Source organism: Gardnerella sp. DNF01204, assembly GCF_049244145.1.
Classification (GTDB): domain Bacteria; phylum Actinomycetota; class Actinomycetes; order Actinomycetales; family Bifidobacteriaceae; genus Bifidobacterium; species Bifidobacterium vaginale.
The window spans coordinates 177012-191858 of record NZ_CP058379.1; the positions used below are offsets into that span (position 1 = coordinate 177012).

A 14847-nucleotide genomic window follows, 5' to 3' on the forward strand; every position below is an offset into this window, starting at 1 on the left:
TGTAGCCAAAATCGTGTAATATAGGTAGAGCCTCCGCGTGGCACTACGTCACCCAATCCCCCCAGGGCAGGAATGCAGCAAGGGTAAGTGGCCTCTGGTGGGTGCGCGGGGGTTTTCTTATATAAAGTTTGTTAGATTTGTCTCGCTCGTGATGCAAATATAACGCAAGCGATATTACCCATTTGTTGTTGCGCGAGGGCTGGGTGTTTCTTGTCTCACAACGCTCCGCCTCTTGTGTGTTTCTTGTTGTTGCGGTTGTTCCGTTTTGTCTTTGATTTTGTTTTTTGGTTGAAGTTTGTTTTGTAGTGGTTGATCATTGGACTATTTGGTATCGGCTGCCGCTCTTATATTGTTCGACCAAGAATCACCCAGCCCTCTTACATGCTTGAACAATTGCGTAGTTTTCATCACCGAGATTCTCGATTTTTCTTGCTACTTCAGCGAATCACCATCAAAGATGCTGAGGTTCGCTTCATCCGCTGCGAAAAATCTCGAATCTCTACCACATTTGGCGTAATCTACACAACCACGTCGCGCATGGAGTGTTGTTTGATAAAATGCTTGGTATGAGTCTATTTGAAGGCAGCAAGATTAGCGATGGCAGCGACGACAGTGATAATAGCCAAATTAGCGGCATTGGTGAAAATATCAAAAATAGTAAAAATTCTCAAAGCAGCGAGGCTAATCAAGATATTTCTAAGCTCGATCCGCTGATGAATCGTCCTAGAATATCAACAATAGCTTTGTGTGCGCTGTGTGCTGTTCTTTTTGCATCTTTTGCATCAATCATGTGGATTCTAGCCGTTAGAACCGCAATAGGTCAGTCGTATGAAGAAATGGTGATTAGTACTTTTGGATATAGTGCCATTCCGTCGTGGCTGTCTGTTGTACTAACTCCGCTTAGAAGTTCCATACTCGTTATAGTCTTATCTGCCTTGATTTGCGCTGCGGCAGCAATAATATCAATCATAAGAAAACGCTGGTGGCTGATTGCGCAATGCGCTGTAATACTAGTTTTATCTCTAGCTGCAGAGCCTCTAAAACGTGTGCTTCCGCGTCCGATCCTAGTAAATGTAGCAACGCTTGCAAAAAATTCCGCTCCGTCTGGTCACATGCTACTAATGGCGGCTGCGTGCGCGCTGCTTGTTTGCGCTGTAAGTCGCGCTTTTAGAGCATGGGTTGCGCTTGGATCAGCAATAATCACATTTCTGCTTGCCATAGCTCTTTTGGGAGGCAGATGGCACAGGCCGGCAGACGTTATGATATCCGTACTCATAGTTGGTGCTGTAACGTCAACAGTGTTGATTTTTACAAGATCATCCGCAATGGACGTGCCAGGTTCAAGAAGATCATCTATAAGCGTGCAAATCGTTGGAAGCGCAATGATCACAATGGGAATAATCTGCCTAACTTACTGTTCGTACATGATTTACCAGATTATGCCAGGAATAGATTTAGGTGCAAAATGGGCTATAGGGGTATCGCACTCTTGCGCATATTGGGCTGTAGCAGGAGTGTGTAGCTTGACTTTCGGCGTTTTGATGGTTCTTAGACAATCCAGTGCAGCTCCTTTAAGTAGGCTAGGATTAGTTGGTGCTCCGCCTACTCCTCCTTCAAAAAGCGAAGTTCCAAAACGTCAAGATGAGGACGATTTATTGTTAAGATTATCGTCTAATTGAATAAAAAATAAGTAAAGTGGTATATATAGGAGTATATGCTGATATTTCGCAAAGTTTGATTTTGTTGATTTTGTTGAATATGAAACGCGTATTGCGTTAGAGTTTGCGTGGATTGAGTAGTAAAAGCGCGGAATATGCATACAAAATGCATCTGTACGAAAGGAGAGCGTATGACAGAGCAGAACAAGCTTGTCATTGTGGAGTCTCCCACTAAAGCGCGTAAAATAGGCGGATATCTTGGAAACGGATACACTGTTATGGCATCCGTGGGTCATATTCGTGATTTAGCACAGCCAAGTCAGGTGCCAGCTGCTAAAAAGGCAGAATTTGGCAAGTTTGGCGTAGATGTAAACAATGGTTTTGAGCCATACTATGTTGTTGGCGCGGATAAAAAGAAAACAGTTTCGGATTTAAAGGCTGCGCTCGCAAAGTCGGGCGAATTGTTCCTCGCAACTGATGAGGACCGCGAAGGAGAAGCGATTGCGTGGCATCTTGTGCAAGCACTTAAGCCAAAAGTGCCAGTAAAGCGCATGGTGTTTCACGAGATTACAAAAGATGCGATTCAAGCTTCGCTTGCTAACACGCGAAACGTTGACGACCATATGGTTGATGCGCAAGAAACACGCCGCGTGTTGGATAGATTGTACGGCTACGAGCTTTCGCCAGTTTTGTGGCGTAAAGTTGGGCCGGGTCTTTCTGCTGGGCGAGTGCAATCTGTTGCAACGCGTTTGATTGTTGAGCGCGAGCGCGAGCGAATGGCGTTTAAAAAGGCGAGCTATTGGGATGTTTGTGCGGATTTGAGCGCAAATGGCGTTGATTTCCAAGCGAGAATGACGGCTCTAAATGGAGAGCGTTTGGCTGCCTCTAAAGATTTTAATTCGCTTGGCGAGCTTCAAAAAACTAAGGGCGAATCTGCTTTAGCGCACTATTTGAATGAGGCAGATGCTTGTGCGATTGCACAGAGTCTTGGCGCGGCTGATTTTGTTGTGAGCTCAATGGACACTAAGCCGTATCGCCGCCGCCCATTGCCTCCGTTTACAACTTCTACTCTTCAACAGACTGCTGGAAACCGCTTGTCTATGAGCTCTCGCCAAGCTATGCGCGCGGCTCAATCTTTGTACGAAAACGGTTACATAACCTACATGCGTACGGATTCTGTAACGCTTTCTAAAGAGGCGATTTTTGCGGCGCGAGATTGCGTTAAGTCTAGTTTTGGAGACGAGTATTTAGCGGATTCTCCAAAACAGTATGCTACGACTTCTGCAGGCGCTCAGGAAGCGCACGAGTGTATTCGTCCTGCTGGATCTACGTTTAGAAATCCTGCGGATTTGGCTGGCGTTCTCCCTGCCGATCAGCTTAAACTTTATACGCTTATTTGGCAGCGCACTCTTGCTTCTCAAATGGCGGATGCTACTGGTTTTACAGCTACAGTTAAGCTAGATGCTTCGGCTGGCAGCTTTGGAACGGCTAATTTCCAAGCTTCTGGAACCGTGATTGAGTTTGCTGGATTTATGAAGGTGTTTGGCGGATTTAGCGAAGACGAGCAGTCTAAGGCTTTGCCTCCTATGGCTAATGGCGATGTTCTTAAAGCTTTGCGAGTTAGCGCGGATGGTCATGAAACTCAGCCGCCAGCTCGCTACACGGAAGCGTCTTTAGTTAAAACGCTTGAAGCTAAGGAGATTGGTAGGCCGTCTACTTACGCTAGCATTATTTCCACGATTATTGACCGCGGATACGTGTATGAGCGTGGGCGCGCGTTGATTCCAAGCTGGCTTGCTTTTGCTGTTATTAAGCTTTTGGAATCTAATTTCCCAACTTACGTTGACTATGCGTTTACGGCGGACATGGAAAATGGTTTGGACCGCATAGCACATGGCGAGGAAGCTGGTAAAGATTGGCTTTACAAGTTTTACTTTGGAGATAACGGGGCGGTTGCTGGCGACTTTGCAATGCATGAAGGTTTGCAAAAACAAGTTGATCAGCTTGGCGAGATTGACGCTCGAGAAATCAACACGATTGATATTGGCGGCGGATTGCACGTGCGCGTAGGTAGATACGGCCCGTATTTGGAAGATACGAAGAATCTAGACGAAGAGGGCAATGCGCGCAGAGCTTCGATTCCAAGTACTTTGGCTCCAGACGAGTTGACTGAGCAAGTTGCGCGAGATTTGATTGAGAACAACTCCGACGGTCCGCGCGTTTTGGGTACGGATCCGCAAACTGGCGGCAGCGTAGAAGTTAGGAACGGGCGTTTTGGAGCGTACGTTGCTCTTGTTGAAGCCTCGGATGAGGATGAGTCGCAAGCATCCGACGATTCTGCTAAAACTGGCGCAAAGTCTTCTGCAAAATCTAAAAAGTCTGCTAAAGCTAAGCCAAAAATGGCGTCTTTGTTTAAAACAATGGACCCTGCAACAATAACTTTGCAAGATGCTTTGCGACTTTTGAATTTGCCTCGATTGGTTGGCGTTGTGGAAGAAGTTGATGAGCAAGGCGAAGTGAAGCGCGCGAAGATTGAGGCGAATAATGGTCGATACGGACCTTATTTGACTAAGACTTACGAGCGCGCGGATGCTGGCGATTCGGCAGCGTCTGCGGATGCCAAGCCAGACAATCGTTCGCTTGCAAGCGAAGACGCGATTTTTAGTGTGACTTTAGACGAAGCCAAGGAGCTTTTTGCTCAACCGAAGTATGCAAAGCGCACTCGTGGAGCCGCAAAACCGCCGCTTAGGGAGCTTGGAGAAGATCCAGAAAGCGGCAAGCCAGTGGTGATTAAAGACGGCTTCTATGGAGCTTATATTACAGACGGCGTTACGAATCGCACGCTTCCAAAGCAGTACACGCCTGAGTCGATTGAGCCACAGGTTGCGTTTGAGCTTTTGGCGCAAAAGCGTGCGGCAGGACCTGTAAAGCGCAAGAGAACTGCTGCAAAGAAGACGGCAACAAAGAAGACGGCCGCTAAAAAGCCTGCTGCAAAAAAGAGCACAGCAAAAAAGTCCACATCTAAAGGCGAGTAAACCTGGTAGAGGTATGCAAAAATGGCTATAGGTCTTAAAAACAGCGGGCTTAGCGGTTTAAACAAAGGTCTTTTTATATCTTTTGAAGGAATAGACGGCGTTGGGAAAACCACGCAAGTTGAGGCTTTGCGTGATTTTTTGCAAGCACGCGGACTTGAGGTTGTTGTAACGAGAGAGCCTGGCGGAACACCGTTGGGCGAACAGTTGCGCAACATTCTTCTACACGGCGGAGCGATTTCTGCGCGCACCGAGGCGCTTCTGTTTGCTGCAGATCGCGCTCAACATGCTGCGCAAATCATCATCCCAGCCTTGCGGCGCGGTGCTGTGGTTATAACGGACCGTTACATTGACTCATCGCTAGCGTATCAGTCTGGGGGGCGTGAGCTCACTATGCAAGACGTGCGTGATTTAAGCGAGTGGGCGTCTAATTGCCTTTGGCCAAATCGCACGTATTTGCTAGATATGAGCGAGAAAGATGCTGCTGTGCGATTGCATGGGCAGGCGGATCGCATGGAAAGTGCAGGGCTTGATTTTGCACGCCGAACGCGTGAAGCGTTTTTGGATCTTTCTAAACAAAACGCGCAAAGATTTTGCGTTTTAGACGCCACTTTGCCAGCTTGCGACTTATCGAAGTTGATTGCTAAAGACGTGTGCAAGTTGATGGATAATGCTGGAATAGGTGGCGAAAAATCGCCAGAATCGCCAGAAAATCAAGGATTTTAGGACTATAGGATTTTAGCAATGGACGTTTGGGAATCGGTAGTTGGTCAAGCGCAAGTTGTTGAACGCCTTAAAAAAGTAGCGCAAGGCGATTCAAGCAAAATCGCGCAATCATGGCTTATTTGCGGATCTACTGGATTCGGGTGTGCAAAAGTGGCAAGAGCGTTTGCAGCGGCATTGCAATCGAGTGGAAAAATCGCAAGCAACCGCGCCGCCGAAAACTCCGCCACTCAAATAAACACTCAAATAAACACAGATAAAATCGCAAGTGAAGTATTAGCTGGAACAAGCCCAGACGTAAACATTTTAAGCACGGACAAAGTTACAGTAAGCATTGACGAAGTGCGAGAACTCGTATCAATATCCGAGCAAATGCCAAGTGTTGCACCGTGGCGAATCATAATAATCGAAGACGTTGGACGCATGCTTGAGCGCACAACAAACGTTTTGCTAAAAGAAATCGAAGAGCCAGCACCTCGCACAATTTGGATTCTTTGCGCGGCAAGTGCGGCAGATGTTTTGCCAACAATTCGATCCAGGTCTCAAATAGTGAATTTGGCGCAACCAAGCGACCAAGCTGTGCAAGAATATGTGCAACAAAGCGCACGCATCGATTCGAAAACGGCGGCAAGCGTGGCTCGCATGGCTCAAGGAAACGTTGATTTAGCAATGCTTTACGCAACAAGCGAGAGTGCTAGAAGTAGAAGAGAAGAGCTTGTGGCAGGCGTTTTGCGTCTTAGCAGCGCAATAGATGCGATTATGCTTGCTCAAACGCTAATCGAAGATGCTAAAAGCCAGGCAGAAGATGAGGTTCAAAAGTCTGTTGAAGCTGAGCAAAGCGAGTTTTTGCGCATAAATGGCATTAAGCCAACAGATAAAATTCCGCCTAAAATTCGTAGCGCATACAATGCGATTGGCAAAAAAGACGATGTTAAGCGCAAAGTCACTCGCGTAAGTAGAGACGTTTTAAACCGCGCAATAGATGCAATTTGCAGCATTTACAGAGATGTGCTTGTTGTGCTAAACAATGCGCAATCGCAAACACCACTTGTGAATCAAGAATTTAAAGCAGAAATTATGCAGCTTTCTAAAAAAAATACAGCAGAGCGCGCGCTTAAATGCCTGGACGCGCTTGCGGTTGCTAAAAAGCGGCTTGCTGGCAATGGAAACGCAACGCTTGTTTTTGAAGCACTTTTATGTGCGCTTTGACTGAGATTGAAATTGCATAACGCATTTCAAGCTCCTTCAAAGCGTGATTTGGCTTAAGGCATAAAGTCCAGTGGACTTTATGCGCCAAATCAGCCGAACGGCTACTAATAGCCGTGAGGAATAGCGTAGCGCGCGAACGTCTTCGCTTGCGTTGAAAGCACACCGTGCTTTCAACCTTAAGCAAGCTCAGCGCTCCGAATTACCTTTTCGCGCTACGCTCTAAGCGAAAAGGTAGGTCGTGTCGTTCGCGCAGATTAGCTGCGCTCACGTCTTCGCAGCGCAGAAGCAGTGCTTCTGCCTTGAGCTGCTCAGCGCGCCAAATTGCCTTCGCGCGCTACGCTTTAAGCGCTACGGCAGGTTGGCGCGCATAGTCACAGCGGTAGTAGATACTTAAATTATGAATATTTCTACAGATTTCACCACTATTCCAGACAACTTTGCAAAAGCTGCGCCGGAAGAAAACAAGATTAACGGCGTTCCAGTCGTGTCTTTTCCATTTTATGTAGACAAGTTGCCGGATTTTGTGCACTACTTGCATTGGCGATTTGTAGACGACGACGCTATACCAGTGTGCGGATTTCAGTGGATTCATTGGGTTGTGGCAAATGTTCCAGTGGAAGCGCTTATGTTTGACTTTAATGACTCGCGCGCTTTGCAAATTCCGCAAGACTTTTCGCGCACAATGCCAACTATGATTCCAGAAGTTGTACAAGGGCGAAACTCGCAAGCTAGCCGATTTGTGGGTTGCACAGACCCTGCAATTACAATGCGCTACAATGGCCCGCAGCCGCCAGACAAGGATCACGACTACATGCTAGAAGTGTTCGGCACGCAAAAGCCTCTTCCAAATCTTAAAGAAGGCTTCTATCTTAACGAAATGATGAATGAAATCAGGCATTACGATTCGTATGTAGACGTTAACGGATTATATTTGCGAGGAAAAGCTTAGAATTTAGGATTTAGGCTTTATATGACTTCGTGCGGATTAGTCGCAAGCAGCTTACGACTATATATGCGTGCGTAAAATAGTCAAAAATAAGCAAAACCAATCAAACTAATCTAAACAAACAAAATAATCAAAAATAATCAAATAACCAAAATAATCAAAAATTAGAAAAATGAGGATGCAAATATGGCATGCACAACAATTTTAGTAGGACGCAAAGCGAGCTACGACGGATCCACGCTTATCGCGCGTAACGAAGACTCAGCAAATGGCGAGTTTAATCCAAAGCGTTTAGTGGTAGTAAAGCCGCAAGACCAGCCTCGCGTTTATAAGTCCGTGCTTAGCCACGTAACAGTAGAGCTTCCAGATAATCCAATGCAATACACAAGCGTTCCAAACGCAGACTTGCGCGAAGGAATTTGGGGAGAAGCTGGCGTTAACGAAGCAAACGTGGCAATGAGCGCAACCGAAACGCTTACATCCAACGAGCGCGTGCTGGGCGCAGACCCAATGGTGGAGCTTCAAAAAGCGCAAGGTAAGGAAGGCGACGCTGATTATAAGTCAGAAGTGCCAGGAGGAATTGGCGAAGAAGACTTCTTAACGCTTGTTTTGCCTTATATTCGTAGCGCTCGCGAAGGCGTTGAGCGTTTGGGCGCGTTGCTTGAAAAGTACGGCACGTACGAGATGAACGGCGTTGCATTCTCGGATGTAAACGAGATTTGGTGGATGGAAACTGTTGGCGGACACCACTGGATTGCTAAGCGCGTGCCAGACGAGGCGTATGTTGTTATGCCAAACCAGCTTGGAATCGACGAGTTCGATTTGGAAGACGCTTTGGGAGACCAAGAAGAGCACATGTGCTCGGCTGATTTGCTTGAGTTTATTGAAGAAAACCACTTAGATTTGTCGGTAGAAAACGCTTCGCCATTTAATCCTCGAGATGCTTTCGGCTCTCATTCAGATGCCGATCACGTGTACAACACTCCTCGCGCGTGGTTTATGGAGCGTTTCTTGAATCCTTATGACGAAGTGTGGGATGGCAAAGACGCAGATCACAAGCCAGATAGCAACGATATTCCGTGGGCGCGCCAGCCTGAGCGCAAAGTGACGGTTGAAGACGTTAAGTACGTGCTTAGCTCGCACTATCAGGGCACTGAATATGATCCTTACGGCAAGCTTGGCGATGAGCATACGCGTCATCTTTTCCGCCCAATCGGCATTAATCGCCAAAGCCAGCTGGCTGTTATGCAAATCCGTCCTTACGTGCCAGAAGCTTTCCGCACAATTCAGTGGATGGCGTACGGCTCTAACCCGTTTAATGCGCTTGTGCCGTTCTACGCAAATGTAAACGAAACCCCAAAGTATTTGGAAGATACAACTACTCGCGTAACAAGCGAAAACTTCTATTGGGAAAATCGCATTATTGCAGCTCTTGCGGATGCTGCATTTAACGACACTGCAAACGCGATTGAGCGTTACCAGGAAGTTGTCGGTTCCCTTGGTCACGCAATGGTTAAGTCTACGGATGCTGCTGCGGCAGATCTTCTTGGCGTTGATTTGGCTGATTACGAACCAGAACGTGAAGGTAATGAAGGCGAAGATTACGATGATTTAGTTCGCGATCCTGAAGCAATTATTGCAGAGCTTCGTAACGACAAAGTGCGTGAAGCTTTGGCTGAAGCGAACGACGATATGGCAGCAAAGTTGAAGAAAGAAACCGATTCTTTGCTTGACACAGTGCTGTACATAACTAGCATGCGTATGAAGAATGGTTTTAATCGTTCCGATCACTGATCGCAAGCTGTTATAGACATTAGTGATAACGCGCATAGTTTTGATGTAATATTGCTATACCACGCCCATGCAATCGTATAGTATAAAAATTGTTCATTTACATTAGCTATGCGCGTTTACTATTGAGCGTTTATTGGGCATCTGTTATTGAACGTTTGTTATTGAACACTATTGGGCATCTACTAGGCTTTTTGCTTATGAAAGTGGGGAATATGAGCATTCTTGATTCGTTTACTACGCAATTTGGATTAGTTAAAAAAATAGACGCCTTCGGATTCTTGGATTATTTAAAGAAGAATCCAAGTGAGCAAAAAAAGCACGGTAAAGTGCTACTCGTTACAGCTGATACTCCTCTTAAGGCTTCTAGAGGAGAAGGCAAAACAACTACCACTATTGCGCTGGTAGACGCGTTGCGCGAACGCGGGGTAGATGCGGCGGCTGTTTTGCGCCAGCCAAGCATGGGCATTACTGCAGCGGGTTCAAAAGGCGGCGCTAGCGGCGGCGGAAAGTCCTCACTTTCGCACCCTGAGCTAATCGATTGGGGATTGTGCGGAGAAATGGCTGCCATTGAATGTGCGCAGAATTTGCTTGTTTCTTTTGCAGAAAAAGCGATTGACGAGGGTATTTTAGACACGATTTTAGTGCCGCGCGTAAGTGAAGTACCTTCAAGATCTTTGCGTAGTATTGCTGTTGACTTTGGCAAGAGCACGGTTGCGGAGCGCGTTGTGTTAACGCCAACTTGTGAGCTTATGCAAATCGTAGTGCTTTCGAGAAGCATGGAAGAAATCGCAAATCGCGTTGCTGCCATGATTGCTGGCACAAAAGACGGGAATCCTGTTAAATTTGGCGATTTTGTTGACTTGTGGCGAATCACAAATATTCTTGCCGATGCTGTAAAGCCTGCAAAAACTGAGACGATTAATGGTTCTCCGATTTATGTTCATTGCGGGCCATTTGCCAACGTATCTCTTGGTATTCCAAGCCTTGTAAGCGTTGAAATGGCTTGTGCGTTGCACGATGTTGTTGTTGTGGAAGCAGGCTATGGCACGGATGCTGGTGCGCAAAAGTGGCTAGATATTGCTGCTCGCGAATTTGGCGCAAAGTGGCCTGCTGCTGCGGTTGTTGTTACTCGTGCAACTACTTGGCGAGATGACGAAACGCTTGCATGGCGCTACCCGTTCCACGTTTCGCGCCTTGAGTCGCTTGATATTCCTACTTTCCCTCTTATTAATTTGTGGGAAGGGGAAGATAGCCAAGTTCCAGATTTGCTTGAGCAAGCTAAGACTTTGGGATTCCGCAAGCCGATTGTTGGCAATCTTTTCCGAGATGGCGGAGATGGCTTGGCGGATCAGCTAGACGATTTTGTGTCTGTGATTACCGCTGATGCTGAAACGAAAGTTCTAGAAAGTAGGCGAGGAAAGTCGCTTCGCGAGCGCATTAATCTGCTTTGCTTGGAGGCGTATGGTGTGCCTGCTGAGCGCGTAATCGACAAAGCGGGTTTTGCTGATTCGTTGCAGGAAGCGCAGGATTTGTGCAATAAGGCTGGTGTTGATTTTGATAGCTTGGCTCTTGTTGCTGTAAAGTCGCCAGCAACCATGACGGATGACGATCACGCGCCTGAAGATTCTCGCACTGTAACTTTAAAGAAAGTAGAAGTTCACGCTGGAGCTGGGGTTGTTCAAGTCAACCTTACATCTTCACTAACAACGCCAATGCCAAAAATCGTGTGATTGCTTTTAAATATTACTTATTAATAACAAATAACAAATAACAAAACGTCGTCAACACATCAATCACGGTGTGAGGACGACGTTTCTGTTTTATAAACGTTGTTTATAAACGTCTTTTAATCTTTTACATAGGATCCATGTTGTATCTATCGTAAAGATATTTGTGTATTGAACTTGCGCCATATTGTGTAATGTGAAAAACCTCACATGTATTATTTAATTATCATATTGTTATAACAACAGAAAATATTACGATTTAGCTTTATTATAAGAGAGTTAACATGCATATTTTTCGTATTTTATCTTAATTAATTTAAATTTTTCTTCAGACTCGCCGAAGGTGTTTTTTTTTTATTCGGCGATTCCATAAATATAAAAAGGGTTTTAGTTGTCGGAAAATTTACGACAATTTTCAGTTTGAAAAATAAATTTTTTAGTGTTTTACTCGTGGATTGTCTCATAACTATTTTCATGAGCGAAGGGAGAAAATACTTAATGAAAATGAAAATAGTGACAGCTAGCTTATTAACAGCCACGTTATTAACAGCAAGTTTATCTTCTTCGGCATTAGCTCAGTCGAGCAATGATAATGCTTTCACTAATCGTGAGAACATTCCAACGAATAAATCCAGTATTAACAACATTGATTTAATTCCTGCTCCTACCCAGCATTTCGGCAAGCCAGATGGGAAACTTCCAGAAATAAGAACTTCAATCAGCTATGTTGATGGAGATTCTACTGACAATCATGCGGATACGAATAAAACTAATAAAATTCTGCGTCCAGGTAGCAAGCTTACGCTCCGGGCTACAGCCAAATTTATTGTTCCTGAAGCTGGCGATGTTTTTAGACCATATCTTCGACTAGCCATTCCGAAAATTCTTACAGTAAACGCAAATGATTTTGTTGTTGATGCTGGCAGTGTTGCAAATAAAGTAGTACAGATTTCAGATTCTAAGTCGTTTGGTAACCACAATCTTGGTAACTACAATCTTTTTGACGTCTACTTTAACTACAACGAGTGGTCCTCTGATTTTGCAAACGAAATGCCATACCTTGCTGCCATAAAAGGCGTGAACCACTCTGGCAATGTATTATCCAATGATGATGTAATAAAAAATAATCAAACAGTTTCCATTGAAATCCATACAGTAATCGACAGTAATGCAAAAACTTCTGATCTAGTTGATTTGCAAAATTACAAAAAAGGTGTGAAACCATTAATCCAAGGCAGAGTGTCTTATATGCCTTTCCCAACACCTATGGAATATACGTCTACAATCGGCGGATTAAAAGATTTTCCAAACGATAAGATACTGCAAAAAAATCCATGCCTAGTGCGTTCGGATCTGGTAACTGGATGGGACGGCAGAGATAATTATGGATTCTGGTTCACTGGGTTATCTATGGAAACAAGCGGCGTCGATTATGACAGTAGAAGCACTATGGTTGAGTCGCAGAATGGTGTTTGGTTACCACAATTAATACCTGCAAATATTGAGCATAACCAATTCGTAACTATTTATCGCAATGGGAACGACAATAATCCGATTAAGTTGAGATTTAAAATTCCATTTGGTTCTAAGGACTATGCTTTAAATGGAACTAAGCAAGTTTTTAAAAATCATCATTTAACAGTTTTCCGTTCGCCTAACAACAACGATGAAGCTCGTAAAATTATGGCTAATATTGGAATAGAAAAAGTTGCTTATGGGGATACTGAAGTTTTCGGCGATATTTTGGATTCTAAATATTTCGATGGTTGGGGAACTGTTCCAAAACAAAACAGACCTTCTGAGTTGCTAATATCTGGAGAATTTAACCCAGATTCAACTGTGTTTGGTCCTGATAATATTAGCAACGGTATTTGGATGAGTGGAAAAGCAAGCGCATCTATAAAATCGTATTATCGTGCGTTAGATTGTAATGATAATTATCCAAATAATACTTTGAAATATCCGCCAATTATTAACAAGATTCAGGAGACTGTTGCAACGTATGCGCGCAGTAATCGCAGCAAAGTGAGCACAGTTCCTATTGAAATCGTTATTCCTGCATCTTTGAGTGGACGCGTGTGGTTTGATGCTAACCATAATGGTATTCAAGATAAGGGAGAGTCGAGCATAATTGGTGCAAAAGTACAGCTTGTTAAACAGTATGGGGATAGCACAGTAATCGACATAAATGGCAATAAGGTTAATCCTATTACCACTACTTCGCCTGATGGATACTACGAATTTACTAATTTGCTGCCAGGAAACTATGTTGTTAAATTCACACTTCCAGAAGGTAGTGAATATTTTGGTTTTACATATACGCATAAAGGGTCAGATTCCTCTGTAGATTCTGACGCGATTCCTGGAGAGCCTGTAACGGATAGGTCTGTTATAGAAAACGTATCTTCAGAAACTGATAATTCAACTTCAAAAAACTCATATGTTGGCAATATAAGTCTTTCTGCTGGCGAAGATAAAAAGCATATTGATGCTGGAGCTTTTAAGAAGGATGAGCCTAAGGACCCTAAGTCAAATCCTGAGCCTAAGAATCCGCAGCCTAAACCTGAAAATCCCAAGGATCCCGAGCCGAAGAAGGATAAGCCGAAGGATCCTGATAATAAGCCAAAGTCAAATCCTGAGCCGAAACAGGATGATCCGAAGGACTCTAAGCCTAAGCCAAAGACTGATCCTAAGAATGACAATCCTGTAAAACCTGATACTCCTAAGTCTCCTGATCCTAAGGATCCTAAGAAGGATAAGCCTAATAATCCAAATTATCAGGATAGAGATGTACATGATCCTAAACCTGATGATCCTAAGAAGCCTGATAATCCTACGAAACCTAAGGATGATAAGCCTGATAATCCTAAGGAACCTGAGTCGAAGGATCCTAAGCAAGATCCTGATCCTAAGAAGGATGATCCTGAAGATCCTGATCCAAAGGATACTAATCCTAAGTCTGATACTCCGAAGGACAATGAGAACCCTAAGGAGCCTGAGTCTGAACCTGATGATCCTAAGTCTGATACTCCTGATGGTCCTGATACTGATTACACAGAGTCTAATGATCCCCCTCAGTATGAGGATCCCCAGCCTAAGGAGGATTCTTCAGAACCTAATCAATCTGAGATTCGTGAATTAGATAATCCGATACCAAACATTAATAATGATTTAGATAGCAATAATAGTCAGTCGAATGAAAGTTCGTTTGACAATAATAATGCTGATTTTAAGCAAGAGCATGTGAGGGATAAGCTTGTAAACACTGGCGTAAGCACAGTTTTCACAGCTGTTGCGTCCGTTGCTATGCTCGCTCTGGGTGCTACAAATAAAATAAAGAGTTATTTCTGCAAGGGCAAGCACAGGCAATAATCGTAGAAAATTCAGGTGAATAATATAAAACGTCGACTTGCAATTTTGTGTAGTGCGTTTGCGCGACGACCTGCCTGAGCGCACTACATGATTACGCCAAACCAGGTAGAGATTCGAGATTTTTCGCAGCGAAAGAGGTGTATCGCTCGCGCGTTACAGCGCGCTCACGTCTTCGCTTGCGTTGAAAGCACACTGTGCTTTCAGCTTTGAGCAAGCTCAGCGAATCGAAGTGCATTCGCGCGCTACGCTTTAAGCGCTCATGCAGATCGATTCGCAGCATGAAATGGTGATTCGCTGAAGCAGCAAGAAAAATCAAGAATCTCGGTGATAAAAGATACGCAAAAGTGTTAGATATTCAGAAGGTTTGATGTATTTCTATACGAGCA

The 14847-nt window shown here is 44.6% G+C and carries 8 protein-coding genes and 1 other RNA gene; all 9 read left to right on the forward strand.

What is annotated here, in order from left to right; all coding sequences use genetic code 11:
• Positions 1-24: 24 nt before the first annotated feature.
• The 9 genes from ffs (at position 25) to HXT46_RS00715 (ending at position 14461) form a co-directional block, all read left to right on the forward strand.
• Positions 25-121: signal recognition particle sRNA small type (ffs, locus tag HXT46_RS00675), an RNA gene on the forward strand.
• A 436-nt stretch (positions 122-557) separates the two neighbouring features.
• Complete coding sequence (locus tag HXT46_RS00680) at positions 558-1679, forward strand: PAP2 family protein (protein ID WP_421786049.1); 1122 nt, start codon at positions 558-560, stop codon at positions 1677-1679.
• A gap of 170 nt (positions 1680-1849) precedes the next feature.
• The gene (gene topA / locus HXT46_RS00685; protein WP_421786051.1) at positions 1850-4693 is read left to right on the forward strand and encodes a type I DNA topoisomerase; all 2844 of its coding nucleotides are present in this window, start codon (positions 1850-1852) and stop codon (positions 4691-4693) included.
• A 21-nt stretch (positions 4694-4714) separates the two neighbouring features.
• Positions 4715-5416, forward strand: a complete 702-nt coding sequence (gene tmk, locus HXT46_RS00690) for a dTMP kinase (protein ID WP_102720954.1) — start codon at positions 4715-4717, stop codon at positions 5414-5416.
• 18 nt (positions 5417-5434) lie between these two features.
• A complete protein-coding gene (locus tag HXT46_RS00695; RefSeq protein WP_421786053.1) occupies positions 5435-6622 on the forward strand; it encodes a DNA polymerase III subunit delta' in 1188 nt (395 codons plus the stop codon).
• A gap of 397 nt (positions 6623-7019) precedes the next feature.
• Entirely contained in the window at positions 7020-7571 is a 552-nt protein-coding gene (locus tag HXT46_RS00700; RefSeq protein WP_004113843.1) for a YbhB/YbcL family Raf kinase inhibitor-like protein, read from the forward strand.
• Positions 7572-7754: 183 nt separating this feature from the next.
• A complete protein-coding gene (locus HXT46_RS00705) occupies positions 7755-9362 on the forward strand; it encodes a C69 family dipeptidase (protein ID WP_421786056.1) in 1608 nt (535 codons plus the stop codon).
• A 212-nt stretch (positions 9363-9574) separates the two neighbouring features.
• Positions 9575-11092, forward strand: coding sequence for a formate--tetrahydrofolate ligase (locus tag HXT46_RS00710; RefSeq protein WP_421786311.1), 1518 nt, complete (start codon positions 9575-9577; stop codon positions 11090-11092).
• Between the two features lie 495 nt (positions 11093-11587).
• Entirely contained in the window at positions 11588-14461 is a 2874-nt protein-coding gene (locus HXT46_RS00715) for an SdrD B-like domain-containing protein (protein WP_421786058.1), read from the forward strand.
• The last annotated feature ends 386 nt before the right edge of the window (positions 14462-14847 follow it).